21 protein-coding genes are annotated in these 17,252 nt (G+C 32.1%); 19 read left to right on the top strand and 2 right to left on the bottom strand.

The window, feature by feature from the left end:
* Positions 1 to 34: 34 nt before the first annotated feature.
* The 7 genes from KPL50_RS16655 to KPL50_RS16625 all read left to right on the top strand — a co-directional run bounded on the left by KPL50_RS16655 (position 35) and on the right by KPL50_RS16625 (position 5,607).
* The gene (locus KPL50_RS16655) at positions 35 to 691 is read left to right on the top strand and encodes a YdjY domain-containing protein (RefSeq protein WP_216299674.1); all 657 of its coding nucleotides are present in this window, start codon (positions 35 to 37) and stop codon (positions 689 to 691) included.
* 14 nt (positions 692 to 705) lie between these two features.
* Positions 706 to 1,107 (top strand): hypothetical protein, encoded by a 402-nt coding sequence (locus tag KPL50_RS16650; protein WP_216299673.1) that lies wholly within the window; start codon positions 706 to 708, stop codon positions 1,105 to 1,107.
* A gap of 88 nt (positions 1,108 to 1,195) precedes the next feature.
* Entirely contained in the window at positions 1,196 to 1,897 is a 702-nt protein-coding gene (locus tag KPL50_RS16645; protein WP_216299672.1) for a VTT domain-containing protein, read from the top strand.
* 83 nt (positions 1,898 to 1,980) lie between these two features.
* Positions 1,981 to 3,189 carry an ABC transporter substrate-binding protein gene (locus KPL50_RS16640; protein WP_216299671.1) on the top strand — a complete coding sequence of 403 codons (1,209 nt, stop codon included), beginning with the start codon at positions 1,981 to 1,983 and terminating at the stop codon, positions 3,187 to 3,189.
* Positions 3,179 to 4,045: an ABC transporter permease subunit gene (locus KPL50_RS16635; RefSeq protein ID WP_216299670.1), complete on the top strand. Its 867-nt coding sequence runs from the start codon at positions 3,179 to 3,181 to the stop codon at positions 4,043 to 4,045. The genes KPL50_RS16640 and KPL50_RS16635 overlap by 11 nt, the downstream gene beginning before the upstream one ends.
* Entirely contained in the window at positions 4,045 to 4,830 is a 786-nt protein-coding gene (locus KPL50_RS16630) for an ABC transporter permease (RefSeq protein ID WP_216299669.1), read from the top strand. Before KPL50_RS16635 ends, KPL50_RS16630 begins: the two co-directional genes overlap by 1 nt.
* Positions 4,831 to 4,839: 9 nt before the next feature.
* Positions 4,840 to 5,607 carry an ABC transporter ATP-binding protein gene (locus KPL50_RS16625; RefSeq protein ID WP_216299668.1) on the top strand — a complete coding sequence of 256 codons (768 nt, stop codon included), beginning with the start codon at positions 4,840 to 4,842 and terminating at the stop codon, positions 5,605 to 5,607.
* A 191-nt stretch (positions 5,608 to 5,798) separates the two neighbouring features.
* Here the strand turns inward: KPL50_RS16625 and KPL50_RS16620 are convergent, their stop codons facing one another.
* Positions 5,799 to 6,152, bottom strand: coding sequence for a hypothetical protein (locus tag KPL50_RS16620; RefSeq protein ID WP_216299667.1), 354 nt, complete (start codon positions 6,150 to 6,152; stop codon positions 5,799 to 5,801).
* A 422-nt stretch (positions 6,153 to 6,574) separates the two neighbouring features.
* Here KPL50_RS16620 and thpR point away from each other — a divergent pair, with 422 nt between their 5' ends.
* Complete coding sequence (gene thpR, locus KPL50_RS16615; RefSeq protein ID WP_216299704.1) at positions 6,575 to 7,144, top strand: RNA 2',3'-cyclic phosphodiesterase; 570 nt, start codon at positions 6,575 to 6,577, stop codon at positions 7,142 to 7,144.
* 288 nt (positions 7,145 to 7,432) lie between these two features.
* On the opposite strand, the gene KPL50_RS16610 is transcribed toward thpR, so the two are convergent.
* Positions 7,433 to 8,068 (bottom strand): GNAT family N-acetyltransferase, encoded by a 636-nt coding sequence (locus KPL50_RS16610; protein WP_216299666.1) that lies wholly within the window; start codon positions 8,066 to 8,068, stop codon positions 7,433 to 7,435.
* Between the two features lie 563 nt (positions 8,069 to 8,631).
* Here KPL50_RS16610 and KPL50_RS16605 point away from each other — a divergent pair.
* The 11 genes from KPL50_RS16605 to KPL50_RS16555 all read left to right on the top strand — a co-directional run bounded on the left by KPL50_RS16605 (position 8,632) and on the right by KPL50_RS16555 (position 17,175).
* Positions 8,632 to 9,357, top strand: a complete 726-nt coding sequence (locus tag KPL50_RS16605) for a GntR family transcriptional regulator (RefSeq protein WP_216299665.1) — start codon at positions 8,632 to 8,634, stop codon at positions 9,355 to 9,357.
* Between the two features lie 80 nt (positions 9,358 to 9,437).
* Entirely contained in the window at positions 9,438 to 9,914 is a 477-nt protein-coding gene (gene agaV / locus KPL50_RS16600) for a PTS N-acetylgalactosamine transporter subunit IIB (protein ID WP_216299664.1), read from the top strand.
* Between the two features lie 66 nt (positions 9,915 to 9,980).
* Complete coding sequence (gene agaW, locus KPL50_RS16595) at positions 9,981 to 10,748, top strand: PTS N-acetylgalactosamine transporter subunit IIC (protein ID WP_216299663.1); 768 nt, start codon at positions 9,981 to 9,983, stop codon at positions 10,746 to 10,748.
* Positions 10,738 to 11,559, top strand: a complete 822-nt coding sequence (locus KPL50_RS16590) for a PTS system mannose/fructose/sorbose family transporter subunit IID (RefSeq protein WP_216299662.1) — start codon at positions 10,738 to 10,740, stop codon at positions 11,557 to 11,559. The genes agaW and KPL50_RS16590 overlap by 11 nt, the downstream gene beginning before the upstream one ends.
* A 76-nt stretch (positions 11,560 to 11,635) precedes the next feature.
* The gene (locus KPL50_RS16585) at positions 11,636 to 12,493 is read left to right on the top strand and encodes a tagatose bisphosphate family class II aldolase (RefSeq protein WP_216299661.1); all 858 of its coding nucleotides are present in this window, start codon (positions 11,636 to 11,638) and stop codon (positions 12,491 to 12,493) included.
* Positions 12,490 to 13,416: a 1-phosphofructokinase gene (pfkB, locus tag KPL50_RS16580; RefSeq protein WP_216299660.1), complete on the top strand. Its 927-nt coding sequence runs from the start codon at positions 12,490 to 12,492 to the stop codon at positions 13,414 to 13,416. The genes KPL50_RS16585 and pfkB overlap by 4 nt, the downstream gene beginning before the upstream one ends.
* Positions 13,417 to 13,447: 31 nt before the next feature.
* The gene (locus KPL50_RS16575; protein WP_216299659.1) at positions 13,448 to 14,590 is read left to right on the top strand and encodes an SIS domain-containing protein; all 1,143 of its coding nucleotides are present in this window, start codon (positions 13,448 to 13,450) and stop codon (positions 14,588 to 14,590) included.
* An 86-nt stretch (positions 14,591 to 14,676) separates the two neighbouring features.
* Positions 14,677 to 15,156, top strand: coding sequence for a PTS galactosamine transporter subunit IIB (agaB, locus tag KPL50_RS16570; RefSeq protein ID WP_375372937.1), 480 nt, complete (start codon positions 14,677 to 14,679; stop codon positions 15,154 to 15,156).
* A gap of 1 nt (position 15,157) precedes the next feature.
* Positions 15,158 to 15,952, top strand: a complete 795-nt coding sequence (agaC, locus tag KPL50_RS16565; RefSeq protein ID WP_216299657.1) for a PTS galactosamine transporter subunit IIC — start codon at positions 15,158 to 15,160, stop codon at positions 15,950 to 15,952.
* Positions 15,939 to 16,739: a PTS galactosamine transporter subunit IID gene (gene agaD, locus KPL50_RS16560; RefSeq protein WP_375372936.1), complete on the top strand. Its 801-nt coding sequence runs from the start codon at positions 15,939 to 15,941 to the stop codon at positions 16,737 to 16,739. The genes agaC and agaD overlap by 14 nt, the downstream gene beginning before the upstream one ends.
* A gap of 1 nt (position 16,740) precedes the next feature.
* Positions 16,741 to 17,175: a PTS sugar transporter subunit IIA gene (locus tag KPL50_RS16555; RefSeq protein ID WP_216299655.1), complete on the top strand. Its 435-nt coding sequence runs from the start codon at positions 16,741 to 16,743 to the stop codon at positions 17,173 to 17,175.
* Positions 17,176 to 17,252: the final 77 nt, after the last annotated feature.

Below are 17,252 nucleotides of genomic sequence, written 5' to 3'. Positions count from 1 at the left end.
AAAAAAATATAAATTAAAAGGAGACTTAATAATTATGACAATGAAAAAAATATTAAAGGTTTTATTAGTAGCTTCACTTATACTCTCACTTGCAGCTTGTACTAAAGCAACACCAGAAGCATCAAAAACTGATGCAAAAGTATTAGTAGTTAACAAAGAGACAAAGGAAATTAAAATGCTTTGTGAAGTAAATGGTAAGTATTTTACAGAAGCAACTCGTCATGGTGTTGTTTTTGCAAAAGGATCAAATGGCGAAAAATCAGCTCTTCGTGGTCTGGCAGATGAAAAAGAATTCCATCAAGCATTACTTGATATTGGAGCTAAACCTGGAAACAACTTAAAAGCAGCAGATATGAAAGCATCCGCTGATAAAGGAGTAGCCGTTGATGGAGACAAGTTAAGTGCCGTAGTTACTTGGGAGGGACAAGATAAAGAAATTCCTTTTGAGGATATTATCAAAGCAAGCGTAGAAAAACCAATGGATTTACGTTTTGGTGGGAATCTTGAAAGTGCTAAGAAAAACAATACTGGATGTGTACTTTGTTTAGATAGCTGTGCAACTGGTATTACAAGTGATGCAGCATATCCAACTGGAACAACGCAAAATGATGTTGTTAAATTCTATGGTGATGAAAGTGTATTACCAAAAGATGGTACTGTAGTAACAGTTACTTTTCGTCTTGCTAAATAATTGAACGGTGTTATATGAAATATATAAATATTATTTATAATAGTTTTTTATGGGCGCTTGTAATTGCAATTACAAGTTTTAAAAGTGAATGGCTTGAAATGCGGGTAAATATAGGGTACATATTCTTTGCAACATTCATCCTTTTATCTGTAATTTTAATCAGAATTTCAAGAAGGAAAGAAATCAAGCTAAGTGGTATATTTACCACTGCTAATTTGTTTATTTGTACAATTTATGCCACTATACTTTACGGTTTCCAAAGATTAAAGGTAGTGCCTGCTTCAATTATTCGGGAAGGAATTCATATGAATAAAATTCCCTTTTCAATAATCAATTGGGTATTAATTATTATAATAATCTTAGGAGCTGTTCTAATTATTATTTTTGATAAATCAAAACAAAAAAAATATAAATAAAATTGACTGGCTTAAAATTAAGTGTATAAAACTAAATTTTGAGCCACTGTCATTGTTATACTATATTGGTATATGGTCGGAGGTGCACGTGAATAAGAATAAAAATAAGGTGAAAATATTTATCTTTGTAGCAAGTATTATTGTGATTTTTATATTAAACAGACATTTCGGATGTTCTAAATACTTAGGAAATACAGAGAATTTAGCTTTTCTTAAGAATACTGTAGAAGAAAATATGCTACTGGCCATGGGTATTTATATAATTCTAACAATTATAGGGTGCGTCGCTTTGGCCCTTCCAGGGGTTACCTTTGCTGTTTTTGCAGGAATGGTGTTTGGACCTTGTATTGGTATATTTTCTTGTTTGATTGCAACAACAATTGGAGCCTCCCTTGCTTTTATAGTGGGAAGATTTTTCTTAAAGGATTCAATTAAACCAATGCTTGAAAAAAATAAGATATTAAAAAAATTATTATTTTCTAAGGATGGAAAGAGTGATTTGTTAGTTCTTATGATTACTAGAATGGTGCCAATTTTTCCATATAATCTACAAAACTTTGCATACGGAGTTACAGATATAGGTTTTTGGAAGTATACATTCTATACCTTTATATTTATGTTTCCTGGAGTATCATTTTTCACAATTGGCGCTGCCGGTCTTACTGCAGGTGAAGATAAATGGAAGTATTTCTCCATTGCAGGAGTACTGGCAGTGGTGGTAACTCTAGTTGGATTTTTCATTAGAAGAAAATTTCTTGGAAATGAGACTGAAGAATTCTCTAATACATAAGAAAAGCTGAGGATAATACATTTTAATGATATACACAGCAATACAAAGATTATTTATGTCTATTAAGTTTTTAGGGGGTAATTATGAAAAATAAGAAGCTAATATGGGTTGTTTTAGTCTTTACATTAATGATTTCCATGGTTGTTTTTTCAGGTTGTGGAAATAAGGCAAAGGAAAATAAAACGGTAACTCTCTATGGTTGGGGTGGAAATGAAAGAGTTAATTCTTGGATTGATAATGAATTAGGTAAATATGTAAAAGAAAATTATAATGTAACGCTTAAGCGTGTCCCAATGAATATTGATGAAATTTTATTAAAACTTACGGATGAAAAAAGTTCAACTAAAACTGGATCAATTGATGTGATTTGGATTAATGGTGAAAATTTTTACTATGCAAAGAAAAATAATCTTTTACATGGACCATTTTTAAATACTTTAGAAAATGCAAAAAAGTATTATGATTTAGAAGGAGCCTCGGCAATTACTGATTTTGGTTATGCTACAGAGGGATATGAAGCACCTTTTGGAACTGCTCAATTTATACTAAACTATGATAGTGAAAAGGTTAAGTCCATACCTACTAATTCACAAAGTCTTAAAGAGTATGTATTAAATAACCCAGGGCGGTTTACATATCCTCAAGCTAGTGATTTTTCGGGTTCAGCTTTCATTAGAACAGTATTATATGATATAGTTGGTTATGATAAGTTAAAAGATTTAGACCCTAACTACGATACGGTTAAGAAAGCTATTACTCCAGCCTTAGAATATTTTAAGGAGCTTGAGCCTTATCTATGGAAAAAAGGAGAGGTATACCCTTCAGATTCCTCTCAACTAGATAACTTATATAAAGATGGAGAAATAGATATTACAATGGATTATACTGCAAACAAAGCCTTAAGCATGGTTAAAAGTAAAAGTTGGCCTTCAACTACTAAAACTGCTGTATGGGATAAAGGAACACCATTCAATACCCATTATTTAGCAATAGCAGGTAACGCGCCAAATATTGAAGGGGCTTTGAAGGTAATTAATGCTGCACTATCACCAGCAATGCAAATATCTAAGGCAAACTTAGAAGGGTGGGCAGACTTACCATCAATAAAGTATGAAAAATTATCCTCAGAGGAGCAAGCAGCCCTGGATAAAACTCTAACTCCAGCAGCGGAATATGAAAGTTCAATTTTAAAATATGAAGAGCTTTCAAAGCATCAGAAGCCTGAGCTTAAAGCAGATTTAGTAGTTATAATCGAAAAGATATGGGAGGACGTGATTCTTTTTGATAAATAATGTTCAAAAGAAAAGAATTCAAGGGCTATTACTAATTTTACCTGCATTATCAATAATAGTTATAGTTACTGTATATGTTATTATAAATACTTTTATAGAAAGCTTAGGATATATTCCTGAGCTTTCCTTTAATAATTTTACATTTAAGTATTATGTGAATTTATTTACAGATTCAGTTTTCCTAAAAAGCCTATATTTTAGTGCTAAAGTAGGATTTATATCTGCAATATTAGCTACTATTCTAGGTGTTTACACTGGCTACTACCTGTCAAGGTGGTCGAATAGTTTTGTGAGTCTCCTATATAAATTACCCGTATTACTATCCTATGTAGCTGCAGCCACCTTAATTTATAATACCTTTAGCGATAAGGGCTTACTATATCATATTATTTCCACCCTAGGAATTTCACAGGCTAATGTTAATTTTATTTATAATTCCAATGGGGTAGGTGTAATACTTTTGAATATATTCAAGGGATTGCCTTTTGTAGCCTTTTGTGTGGCACCAATTTTTATGAAAGCAGATAAAACTTATAGCTTTGTAGCTCAGAATTTAGGCTGCACTAGATTTAAATATATATTAAAAATCCTATTACCCTTAGCAAAAAGGTCCATAGTAACTTCCTTTCTAATAATTTTTAACTTTAATATGTTTACCTATGAAGGATATTATTATCTTGGACCATCAAATCCTATTTCCATAGGAGTATATGCCTACAAGACGTATTTGAATTCTGACCTATCTAATAGAATTTATGGTATGGCTATAAATATGATTATGATTATAATTTCTATTGTGTTATGTTTTTTATATTATAATATGATAAAGGGACATGGAGAAGGGGAGATATTATAATGAAGAAATTCTTTTATAGAGCAATATTATTTATAATTATCACTTTTCTTATATTACCAATTCTATCAATGGTCATTTGGGCCTTTTTTAGTAATTGGAGAGCTACAGATATATTACCAAATTCCTTTACCCTAGCTGGGTTTCAGTATTTTTTCACTTCAGAGGATTGGTATATTGGAATAAAATCAGTGATTTTCTCCATGGAAGTGGCACTAGTAGCCACGATTAGCAGTATAATGGTATCCAGATTTTTGATTTCAACAAATCTAAAAGCTAAGATTGCTTTAGAAAGCATTTTTTATTTACCAATGCTACTGCCAGTAATAAGTGTATGTTTAGGAAGCCATAAATTGTTTTTGAAAAGTCCCTTCTCTTCAACTTTTGCACTTTTGATTTTACATATTTATTTTTCACTGCCCTATGCTTTTAAAATGACTTATTCCTATTATACAGTTTGGGGTATAGAGGAGGAATTAACAGCTAGAGGACTAGGAGCCTCCTTCTGGCAAGCCTTCAAATATATAAATATACCAATATATATTCAAGGATATATGGGATCCTTTGTCATGGCTTTTATTATTTCTTATTCTCAATATTTTATTAATTTATTCATTGGTAATAACAACCATGTTAATTTTTCTATGATTATGACTCCTTATATAACTAATTCTAATAGAAACATTTCAGCAGTATATACCTTAATGTATATATTCTATGGAGTGGTTGTAATGATATTAACATCATTAATCGGTAAAAATATAGCAAGAAAGAAGAGTTCATCATGAGGTATAGATATGAGTAAAATAGAATTAAAGGGTATAGATTTTTCTATTGGAAAAAATAAAATCTTAAAAGATATAAATTTAATTATTGAAAATGGTGAGTTTTTTTCTATTTTAGGTCCAAGTGGAGTGGGAAAGACTACGATTTTTAAAATTATAACAGGGGCTCTACTTCCTAAAAGAGGCACTGTTTTAGTAGATGGTAATATTATAAATGATGTACCTATTGAAAAAAGAAATATAGTCATGGTACATCAAGCTAAACTACTATTTCCACATATGACTATAAGAGAAAATGTGGAGTTTGGCCTTAAAATGAGGAAGGTAACTAAAGAAGGGATTAGAGAAAAGGTGAACTCTCTTACGGAATTTTTTAATATGGAAGAGCATATGAAAAAATATCCTCATGAACTCTCGGGAGGACAGGAGCAGCTAGTGGCATTAATGAGAGCTTTAGCTGTAGATCCTAAGGTGCTTTTGCTGGATGAGCCCTTTACTGGCCTAGACAATAATCTAAAAAATTATGTTAAGGCTTATATAATGAAGATTCAAAAGAAGTTTAGTATAACAATAATTATGATCACCCATGAGAAAGAAGACGCTTTCTCAATGAGTGATACTATTGCTTTTTTATTTGAAGGAACAGTAGCTCTTGTAGATAAAACAAGAAATTTAAACAGTAAAACAGGGATAAACTGTATTGATGGGTATCTAGGGGAAATTACTACTCTAGAGGACGGAAGGATTATATTTTCTGATAGAATCATTGAAATAGGGTAACTATGACTTGGACAATATTATAAATATAACTTTAAATTGATTTAGAAATAAGGCTTAGTATAGAAATATACTGAGTCTTATTTTTATTATTGAAAGGATTATTTTGTGATACAATCTTTAGGTGATTTATCATCCCTCATATATTTAAATACAGGCGCCTCAAGTAACCATTTGCTGATTTGGTCCACATTCTATTTAAATATTTTATTGTAAAGTATATCTATTATTTCTTTTGTCCTTTTTTCAAACCTGTTTTCTCTATAATCATGATCTAAATCTGCAACTATTAAAAATTCCGCCCTATGTAGTAGTCCCCAATCAGTGAATACGTTTGTGCCATTGGTGCAATATTTAATACCGTCAATTAATACAACGTGTCCATTCAATACATTAAAACCAAGAAACTCACAGGATTTCCCTTTATATACTAAATAGTTTATAGCACCAATAAAAAAGTCATCCATAGGATTAGCGACGACAATACGGAAATACTTTTCATCAACTATAACAGTTAGTTTGTTTTTAGACTCTTTAATTTCACCCATAAAACTTCACTCCTTAATATTTATTTGTTGAAATTCCTGTACCGTTAAATAACTTGATGGTTTAATATAATAAGGAAATATTACCACATTTTCTTCGATCTCACAACGAGAAAACATTGAATCCGAATAATTACTTTTTTTACTGAACTCCTGAAACTTAAGCTGTAAATAACATCAGTCAAGTTGTAATTCAATTTGATAGGTGCTTTTTTTCGTAAAAAAATGTTGGTTAAATTAATTGAAAGTAGAGTTAGTTAAAAGTAGTTTCATATAAAGTGCTTCATAAAATAAGCATAAATTTCAGTATATCAACATGGTTATATATAACATAAATTCAGATTTATTGGTCAAACTAATCATCGTAACATTTAATTAGGTTTTCATCTTGTCACTGAGTTATTATTGGAACATACTTCTAACATATTTTTTATAGGAGGCTGATTAAAATAAGAATATTTATTGCTATCGATTTTGAAAAAAGTATAAAATCTTACCTTTTACATATAAAAAACAAATTAGAAAGATACTTCACTAAAGGGCGACTCACCGATATTGATAATTTCCATTTGACTCTACAGTATATCGGTGAACTAGAGGAATCCAATATTCCGAAATTACTTAATGCTTTGCAAGAATGTGCATCAAAACATGATCCTTTTAGCATTACCTTAGATACACTCGGAAGCTTTAAAAAAGGAGATTCCAATATTCTATGGATAGGTATAAATAATAGTGAAGACTTAATGAGAATCTATGAAGAATTATGTATTACACTTAAGCGTGAAAAAATAGCATTTGATGAAAAACCACTTAAACCTCATATAACTTTGGGAAGGAATATTATATTAAAAAAGCCAATAGATGAACTTGAAAACTTAATATCTATAGAAAATGTGATAATTCCTATTAATAATATTACATTAATGGAAAGTAAGCGCATAGATGGTAAGCTTGTAAATATTCCAGTTGCTACCCTGTCCCTAAAGCATTAGTTACCATTTAACACATATGTTGATGTACCCGATATCAAGGTATGATTTATGACATCTTAATCCTACTATAAAAAGGTAATAAATAAAAAACAACCTCTATGAGGTTCAGTGTGTTGATATAGTCTTCTAACCTATTTGAAGCATTTGAAGCGTCTTGCAATGTAACAAAATAGTCTCTCTCTTTGGCATATAAATCTTCTGCTATCTAAAAATCTTCATCTCCGTATTTTTCCATCTAGATTCCTCATGATAAATTTGCCTATATTCACGATTGAACTCCCTTGCTGTTTACAAATTTTCTTTAATATTCAGTCTATTCCCATATTTCTTAAAAATATTGTTTATATAAGTTTTTTTAACTTCATCCCATTCATCATCTATTATTGAATACCATGAAGTATCTCTATTTTTATCTTTAACAATCATATGTTTTCTAAATAGTCCCTCATAAACAAATCCTAATCTCGTTGCAGCATTTTTACTAGCATTATTTTTATTATCACATTTCCATTCTATTCTTCTATATTTTAAATCTTCAAATAAATACTTTAACATTAAATATGTTGTCTCTGTATTTATTTCTGTTCTTTGAGCTTCTTTACCGTACCATATACTCCCCAACTCCACTCTACCATTTTTTTCATCAATATTAATGATTGAATACATTCCAACATATTTCTTCAGTCTTTTACTATAAATACTATAAACATTTCTATCGCCCATAGTCGATTGTTTTTCTAACCATAAACTCATTTCATTTTTATTGATAAATGGTCCGAATGCCATATATCTAAAAATACTATTATCTTCATCATTTGAACTAATAGCCATTTCATACAAATCCTCATAATGTAGCTTTGGATTTAAAATTCCAATTCTAACCCTATTTCCTTCAAAATTGTTTTTTTCTGGCCATATCCACATTTGTATAACCTCCATTTTTTAAATCTAATGTCGCATAACACTTAGAAGTGTATTTGAAGTTGAGCACGTTTTTAATTAATGCCTGTAAAAACAAAACAGACATTAATTAATTATTAATATTTTAAGTTTTTACGCTCAATTTCAAATACACTCCAGTTGAACGAAGCCTTAACATATCTATGGTCTTTCAATTTCCCAAACGCTATGTTTTAAAAAAGCAACAATGATTTTAATTACAATTTTACCATACTTTTTATGATTTTATTCTTTATTTTCTTTTAATATAAATTTTTTACTTTTAGTATTTAGAACTTCCCCCTCCCCAAAATAACTTTCTTTATATCCTTTCTTCTTAATTCTTCCGCAGATACCGTCATATATTTTTCTTTATTATTGCGTGGAATCAAGGAGCAATGTTTACTGATAAGGGAGTATAATATTTATTATAATAATTTAGCATATAAGTTAAATATAGGAATAAAATATAATATTAATAGAAAGTGGTACGAACCACATGAACAGTGTAACGGTTTACTTTAAAATAAAATGGATAAGGGGAATACATGAAATCTATAGATAAAGATAGCGGAATACCTTTATATGTACAACTGATGGATATTGTTATTAAAGACATTGAAGAGTGCATGAAAGAAAGAGATAAGTTACTATCAGAAAGAGATTTTTGTGAAAAATATGATGTGAGCAGATCTACAGTAAGGCAGGCATTGTTGGAGCTAGAAAGCGAAGGGTATATATATAAGGTTCATGGTAAAGGCACATTTGTGCTGCCAAAGAGGATGAAACAGGATCTTTTAAAGTTTTATAGTTTTACTGAAGAAATGAAAAGGAATTCTAGAAATCCCACTTCAAAGGTTTTAAGCTTTGAGATAATAGAATGCAATGAGAAAATTAGTGGGAGAATGAATTTGAAGATTGGAGATACGATTTATAAGTTTACAAGACTCAGGCTTGCAGATGATGTTCCAATGATTATAGAAACAAGCTATATACCATATAACAGATTTCCAGGTATAACAAAGTTTGATCTGGAGAGTAAAGCAATGTATGACATATTTTCTAAAAGATTCAATGCAAAATTTACTATGGCTGAAGAATACTTCGAGCCTGTAATGACTAATGAAAATGAGGCGAGTCATTTAAAAATATCTAAAAAGATTCCAAGCCTAAAAATTGAACGTTTTACTTACGAACAAGGCGAAGTTATAGAATATACTGTAAGCATCGCCAGAGGAGATAAATTTAAATATCATGTCACCCTTAAAGAATAGGAGTTACATGTACATCATTAGCGAGACTTTAGTGTTGCGTAGGTTATTAGGAGGAAGAATAATATTAAGGAGGTCTTATTATGCCGAGTATTTTACTAACTAGAATTGATAATCGTTTAATTCATGGACAGGTGGCTGTAACCTGGTCTAGTCATCTGGGGGCAAACATTATACTTGTTGCCAATGATGAAGTTGCAGGTAATGAAATTCAACAGAGCCTTATGGACATGGCAGTTTCAGATGTGGTTGAGACACGTTACTTTACATTACAAGAAACTATAGACAAAATAGGATTTGCAGCAGATAATCAATATATTTTCCTGGTAGTTAGAAACCCACAGGACGCTTTGAGACTTGTAAAAGGCGGAGTTCCAATTGTGGAAATAAACATTGGAAATATGCATTATAGTGAAGGCAAGGAGCAGATTACAAGTACTGTATCCATTGACGATGCGGATAAAGAAGCATTTAGAGAATTAAACAAGCGAGGCATAAAAATGGAGATCAGAAGAGTACCTGATGAGAGAGCAAAAAAGATAATGGACTTTGTAAAATGATCTGATAACCTTACCATTATGCGAATTATGGTATTGATTATAAGTTATTAATTAGGGGGGGAATAAATGTTTTTACAAGCATTATTAGTAGCAATCTGGGCAGGGATTGCCGGGATTGACTTGTTTGACGGTCTTTTCCATATTCACAGACCGTTGGTAACGGGTATGGTTATAGGACTTATCTTAGGGGATGTTAAAACAGGACTTATTACAGGAGCAACATTAGAACTTGTTTGGATGGGAATGGTACCACTCGCAGGAGCACAACCGCCAAATGTTGTTATCGGTGCTATTATCGGAACCTCTTTTGCAATACTTACAAAGCAGGATCCAAAGGTAGCAGTAGGTATAGCAGTGCCATTTGCAGTTGCAGTACAAGGAGCAATTACATTAATATTTACAATATTTTCACCTGTGATGCATAAAGCTGATGAATATGCAGCTAATGCAAATACAAAAGGAATCGAAAAAATAAATTATCTTGGGTTATTATTCTTATTCTTCTTCTATGCAATAATTGCCTTCCTACCAATTTTCTTTGGAGCAGATGCTGCAAAGAGTGCAGTTGAAGTACTTCCAACATGGCTTATTGGCGGGTTACAGGTTGCAGGCGGAATGATGCCAGCAATAGGTTTTGCAATGCTTCTTAAGATAATGCTTAAAAAAGAGTACGTTCCATTCTTGCTTATTGGGTTTGTATTCGTTGCATACTTTAAGCTTGAAATACTAGGAGTAGCAATACTTGGAACATCAATAGCACTATATGATTTTTATTCAATTAAAAGAAAAGGAGATAATCAACCAAAGAAGGAGGCACGAACAAATGGAATCTAATATAGTAAAATATAAAAACCAAAAGGTTGAACACGTTATTACTAAAAAAGATTTAATTAAAATAGTTTGGCGTTCATTACTCCTTCAAGCATCCTTCAACTATGAAAGAATGCAGTCTTGTGGTTGGTTATTCGGACTGCTACCAGGGCTAAAAAAGATACACAAACAAAAGGAAGATTTAGCTGCATCAATGTCAATGCATATGGAATTCTTTAATACACATCCTTTCCTAGTTACTTTTATAATGGGTATAGTATTAGCTATGGAAGAGAATAAAGAAGATCCAGAGACAATAAGAGGTATAAAAGTGGCTACAATGGGACCTCTTGGTGGAATCGGAGATGCTCTTATATGGCTTACATTATTACCGATAACGGCTGGTATTGGAGTATCCATGGCAATGGAAGGCAATATTGCTGGACCCTTTGTGTTCCTTATACTGTTTAATGCAATACATTTTGGATTAAGATTTGGTCTTATGAACTACGGATATAAGACGGGTGTAAAAGCTATAAAATCCTTGAAGGAAAGCACCAAGTATGTATCTCATGCTGCTTCAATAATTGGTTTAACAGTTGTTGGTGGTTTAATAGCTTCATACATTGCATTAAACATTAAAGCAGTAATACATGCAGGACAGGCAAAAGTAGGTATTCAAGCAGACGTATTTGACAAAATCATGCCAAAGATGCTGCCACTGGCATATACATTTTTAATGTACTATCTATTAAAGAAAAAGGTTTCACCTGTTATGCTTATAGGGATAACAGTAATTGTAGGAATTCTTGGTAGAGTTTTAGGAATATTATAATTTAATTAACTACTGGACCAAAATAATATTTAATTTGGTCCAGTAATATTTTTATACAATTATCGGAGGTTAAATTATGAAAAAAATTATATCAACAAAGGGAATGTTAGTTAAAGCACAGAGAGAACATTATGCAGTTCCTGCATTTAACATACATAACTTAGAAACCATACAAGTAGTATTAGAAGCTGCATCAGAGCTTAAATCTCCAGTAATTTTAGCTGGAACACCAAGTACTATTAGCTATGCAGGTGGAGAATATTTAGTTGCTATAGTATCGGCAGCTGCTCAAATGTACGATATTCCAATAGCGTTACATTTGGATCACTTTGAAAATTTAGATGAAATTAAACATTATATAGATATGGGATTTACTTCTGCTATGATAGATGCTTCAAAAGATGATTTTGAAGAAAATATAGCAAAGGTGAGAGAAATAGTTGAGTATGCTCACCTAAATGGAGTTACAGTGGAAGCAGAACTAGGTAAGCTAGGGGGCCAGGAAGATGATTTAATTGTAAATGTTAAGGATGGGATATATACAGACCCAGAAGCTGCCAGGTCATTCGCTGAAAGAACAGGCATAGATTCCTTAGCTGTTGCCATAGGTACAGCTCATGGACTTTACCACGGAGACCCAAAGCTTGATTTTGATAGATTAGTAGAAATAAGAAAAAGAGTAAAAGTACCACTAGTGTTACACGGAGCATCCGATGTTCCAAGAGACAAGGTGATTAAGTCTATAGGGCTTGGTATATGCAAAGTAAACATTGCTACAGATTTAAAGATTCCTTTTTCCAATGCAGTAAAGAAATACTTCATTGAAAATCCAGATGCGAGCGATCCTAGAAAATATATGACACCAGGAAAGAAAGCAATGAAACAAATAATAATTGAAAAGATTAAAATGTGTGGAAGTGAAAATAAGGCATGATAACCACAATAACACTAAATGCAGCAATTGATAAGCATTATCTAATAGATAGGTTGGAAACTGGTACTGTTATGCGGGCATTAAAAGTAAACAACACTCCGGGAGGAAAAGGAATTAATGTTAGTAAGGTTGCAAGGCTTTTAGGAGAAGATGTTACCGCAACAGGATTTATTGGTGGTGCCAACGGAAGATATATTGAGTCCTCTATTGAAAAGCTTAGAATTACAAGTAAAATGACAAAAATAAGTGGGGAAAGTAGATGCTGCCTTGCAATTATAGATAAAGACTTTACGCAGACTGAAATATTAGAACCTGGTCCAGTGGTGAAAAAAGAAGAATTGGAATTCTTTATAAAAACCTATAGTGAGATTATAAAAAATAGTGATATTGTATGTGCATCAGGAAGCGTGCCTAAAGGTGTGCCTAATGACATTTACAATACTCTCATTACTATAGCAAAGAAGGAAAACAAGAGATTTATTTTGGATTCAAGCGGGTGCTATTTAAGCCTTGGAATAGAAGCCTTGCCATATTTCATAAAGCCAAATAAAGATGAACTTGGAATGCTTACTGGTGAAGCTTGCGAATATGAAATAGACATAATAAGGCAAATAGAAAAGCTTAATAAAAAAGGTATAAAATTTGTAGTAGTTTCCCTAGGTAGTAAGGGCTCAATTGCGGGGGTCGACAATAAAATATACAAGGTTAGTTTACCAAAAGTAAATACCATAAACCCTGTAGGATCTGGGGATTCAATGGTGGCCGGATTTGCAGTTGGACTTATGAGGAATTACTCCATTGAAAAGCTTCTTGCATTTGCATCTGCTTGCGGGACTGCAAATGCAATGGAACAAGCCACAGGATTTGTTAAAATCCAGAATGTAAATAAGATTATGAAAGAGATTGTGGTTGAAAAGATATGATCATATAAATCATCAAAGAAGGAGGAGTATAGTGGAAAAAATATTTGGGTTTACACAAGAGGATATTAAAGAAAAAAGCATGACTTATACAGTAAATGAAATAAATAGGCAACCAAAAGTGTGGACGTCTATTTATGACAAAATTTCGTATAATAGAGAAAAAATCAAAAATTTTATGAACTACTTTGATAGTGACACGAGAATTGTATTTATGGGAGCCGGAAGCTCTGCTTTTATTGGTGATTCTTTGGCACCATTAGTTAGAAAAGAATTTAGATTTAGTGATGTGGAGTCTATTCACACCACAGATATTGTTGCGAGTCCATCGCAATATTTTGTTAGGAATGTTAAAACCGTTTTAGTTTCATTTGGGAGGTCCGGTGACAGTCCGGAAAGCATTGCAGCAATTGAAATAGCTGAAAAGCATATAAATAATTTATATCATATCATTATAACCTGTAATCCACTGGGCAAATTAGCAGGATATAAAAATGAGAGAACTTTAAATTTAGTATTTGATGAGATTAACGATGAGGGATTTGCAATGACTAGCAGTGTAACTGGTATGATGCTAGCGGCTTATAGCATATTTGCCATTGAAAGGGATTTAAAAGAAGATGTAAGCTTAATAGCTAGTTATGCTAAAGAAATTATAATGAACAAATATTCCATTATTTCTGAGGTCTTTGAGAAAAGTGTAAATAGGTTAATTGTTTTAGGTTCAGCTAACCTTTTTGGAGCAGCAAGAGAATCAGCACTTAAAAGTATAGAACTCACAAGAGGAAAAGTAATGTCTTGGTATGATACGCCAATGGGTTTCAGACATGGACCTAAATCGTTACTTACTGATAATACAGTTATACTATTCTTCGTATCAAATAATGAATATACAAGAAAGTATGACATAGATATGCTTATTGAACTAGCGAAATCTAAGAAGCATAAGTTATTAGTAGTTTCAGATAAATACTATTTTGAGGTTGAGGACAATGCTGATGTTTATATATATAATTCAATGGAAAAGATAATGAGCGACGCATTTACACCATATAGTTCACTTTTAGTAGCCCAAATATTTGCATTATTCGCATCGTTAAAAATAGGATGCACACCTGATAATCCATTCCCGAGTGGAGAAGTGAATAGGGTTGTAAAAGGTGTTTTAATTCATTAATAACAGAGAAAATATGCCCATATAAATTTGTGTAGCCATTTATTAGGTGTCACATCTCCAAAAAAGAGGAGGATATATTAATGGGAATACCAAACATTTTATTAGCACGTATTGATAATAGATTAGTTCATGGACAAGTAGGGGTAACTTGGACCACTTCACTTGGCGTGAATTTAATTGTTGTTGTTGACAATCAAGTGGCTAGTGACCCTCTTCAACAGCAACTTATGAGTGTTACTGCTGAATTATCCGGTGTAGGTATTAGATTCTTTACAGTTCAGCGAACGATAGATATTATTGCAAAAGCAACACCCGCACAAAAGATTTTTATAGTTTGTAAAACACCTTTAGAGATAAGAGAATTACTTGATGGCGGTGTTCCTTTAAAAGATGTAAATGTTGGCAATATGCATTTTTCAAAGGGTAAACACCAGATAAGTAAAAAGGTTTATGTTGATGAAAAAGACTTAGAAAATTTGCACTACATTGAATCAAAAGGAGTTAATGTATTTATACAAGATATTCCAAATGATATAAAAGAAAAAATCAAATATGGGGGGAAATAGTATGCACAGTATTACTCTAATACAAGGTATTTTATTATCAGTCATGGCAATCATAGTTGGCATAGACTTTTGGTTAGAGGCACTATTTTTATTCAGGCCAATTATAGTTTGTACATTAACAGGAATTATACTAGGAGATGTCAGATTGGGGTTAATGGCAGGAGGGTTAACGGAACTTGCATTCGCAGGGCTAACTCCAGCAGGTGGAACACAGCCGCCTAATCCTGTTCTAGCAGGTATTATGACTACGGTTATAGCATTTACATCAGGATCAGACCCTAAAACAGCAATTGGCCTTGCATTACCATTTAGCTTTTTAATGCAATATATTATTTTATTCTATTATTCAAGTTTTTCAATTTTCATGGGAAGAGCAGATAAATATGCAGCAGAGGCAGATACAAAATCCCTTGTAAAATTAAATATTATCACTACCGCAATAGTTGCTATTACCTACGGTATCGTAGTATTTACATGTGCTTATCTAGCACAAGGTGCAATGCAATCATTAGTTCAATCAATGCCAGTATGGCTAACTCATGGGTTTGAGATAGCAGGAGGTATATTGCCAGCAGTTGGGTTTGGTATGCTTTTAAAGGTAATGCTTAAAGGAGAATATGTTCCATTTTTGATAATAGGATTTTTAGTAGCTTCATTCTTGAATTTTCCCAATTTATTACCTGTTGCACTTGTAGGAACAGCACTAGCGATTATGGAATATAATAGTTCAAAAAATAAGCTGGTAGCAACAACTACAAATAATGTTGAAGGAGATGATTTTAGTGACGGAATCTAAAAAGGTTTTAACTAAAAAGGATATCACAAAATTAGGATTTTTCTCCTCATTTTTGCAAGCTAGTTTCAACTATGAAAGGATGCAAGCTGGAGGGTTTCTAGTAGCTCAGCTTCCGTTTTTAAAGAAGATATATAAAGATGATAAAGAGGGTTTGTCAGAAGCAATGAAAGACAACCTTGAATTTATCAACACTCATCCAAATTTAGTAGGATTTCTTATGGGGTTACTTTTATCTTTAGAAGAAAATCATGATGATAGAAAAATAATAAAAGGCTTAAAAGTAGCTTTGTTTGGCCCTTTAGCTGGTATTGGTGACGCAATATTTTGGTTCACAATATTGCCAATAGTTGCAGGAATAAGTGCTTCTTTTGCGCTACAAGGTAGTATCTTAGGTCCAATTATATTCTTTGCAGTTTATTTAACTATTTTCATATTACGTATAGCTTGGACTCACCTTGGATATAATACGGGAATCAAAGCTATAGGATTAATTAAGGAAAAATCACAAATAATAGCCAAGGCTGCAACAATACTTGGCATAACAGTAATTGGAGGACTTATAGCATCTTATATAAAAATCAGTGTATTAACACAGATTCCTATTAATACTGAACACTCTGTGTCTATACAGAAGGATTTCTTTGATAGAATATTCCCAAATATACTACCTATGGCATACGCATTATTAATGTTTTACTTATTGAAAAAGAAAAAAATAAGTCCAATAGCTTTAATATTTATAACGTTCGTTTTAGCAATATTATTATCATTCCTTGGAGTGTTATAATATGAAAACAATTATTATAATAAGCGGACATGGAGAGTATGCAACTGGTATGAAAAGTGCTTTTGAACTTTTAGCCGGAGCAAGTGAGAATTTCTGTTTTATCGATTTCACAGTGGAGGATACAGAAGAAACATTAAGAGACAAATTTAACAACATAATAAACAAAAACTTAAATACAGCTATATTATTCTATTGCGATATAATAGGTGGGACTCCTTTTAAAGCGGCTGCTTTAATTGCTAATGATAAAGAGAATATGGAGGTTATTGCAGGGTGTAACTTAGTTTCACTAATTGAAGCTAAATTCCAAGATGATACTACATCTATAAAAGAATTAGCTGAGATGGTAGTAAATTCAAGTATAAACTCAGCCTGTATATTTAAAAAGGTTAAAACAACGCAGGTAAAGAATATTAAAACTGAAAATGGAATTTAATTAAGCGGCCATAAACTTCCAGTTAATGGTGCGTCGGGGGACGTAACATTAACTGGAAGTTATTTGTTTGCCCATCT

Origin of the sequence: Clostridium sp. CF012 (assembly GCF_018861755.1) — a bacterium.
GTDB lineage: Bacteria > Bacillota > Clostridia > Clostridiales > Clostridiaceae > Clostridium_AD.
This window is presented reverse-complemented; position numbering and strand designations above follow the sequence as displayed.

Bases quoted from the DNA above. Each gene is read 5' to 3' on its own strand.
- KPL50_RS16585 (WP_216299661.1), top strand. From the start codon at position 11,636: ATGAAAAAAATTATATCAACAAAGGGAATGTTAGTTAAAGCACAGAGA.
- KPL50_RS16625 (WP_216299668.1), top strand. From the start codon at position 4,840: ATGAGTAAAATAGAATTAAAGGGTATAGATTTTTCTATTGGAAAAAAT.
- KPL50_RS16610 (WP_216299666.1), bottom strand. From the start codon at position 8,068: ATGTGGATATGGCCAGAAAAAAACAATTTTGAAGGAAATAGGGTTAGA.
- KPL50_RS16620 (WP_216299667.1), bottom strand. From the start codon at position 6,152: ATGGGTGAAATTAAAGAGTCTAAAAACAAACTAACTGTTATAGTTGAT.
- agaC (WP_216299657.1), top strand. From the start codon at position 15,158: ATGCACAGTATTACTCTAATACAAGGTATTTTATTATCAGTCATGGCA.
- KPL50_RS16555 (WP_216299655.1), top strand. From the start codon at position 16,741: ATGAAAACAATTATTATAATAAGCGGACATGGAGAGTATGCAACTGGT.
- KPL50_RS16655 (WP_216299674.1), top strand. From the start codon at position 35: ATGACAATGAAAAAAATATTAAAGGTTTTATTAGTAGCTTCACTTATA.
- agaW (WP_216299663.1), top strand. From the start codon at position 9,981: ATGTTTTTACAAGCATTATTAGTAGCAATCTGGGCAGGGATTGCCGGG.
- KPL50_RS16650 (WP_216299673.1), top strand. From the start codon at position 706: ATGAAATATATAAATATTATTTATAATAGTTTTTTATGGGCGCTTGTA.
- KPL50_RS16640 (WP_216299671.1), top strand. From the start codon at position 1,981: ATGAAAAATAAGAAGCTAATATGGGTTGTTTTAGTCTTTACATTAATG.
- KPL50_RS16630 (WP_216299669.1), top strand. From the start codon at position 4,045: ATGAAGAAATTCTTTTATAGAGCAATATTATTTATAATTATCACTTTT.
- KPL50_RS16590 (WP_216299662.1), top strand. From the start codon at position 10,738: ATGGAATCTAATATAGTAAAATATAAAAACCAAAAGGTTGAACACGTT.
- KPL50_RS16605 (WP_216299665.1), top strand. From the start codon at position 8,632: ATGAAATCTATAGATAAAGATAGCGGAATACCTTTATATGTACAACTG.
- pfkB (WP_216299660.1), top strand. From the start codon at position 12,490: ATGATAACCACAATAACACTAAATGCAGCAATTGATAAGCATTATCTA.
- agaV (WP_216299664.1), top strand. From the start codon at position 9,438: ATGCCGAGTATTTTACTAACTAGAATTGATAATCGTTTAATTCATGGA.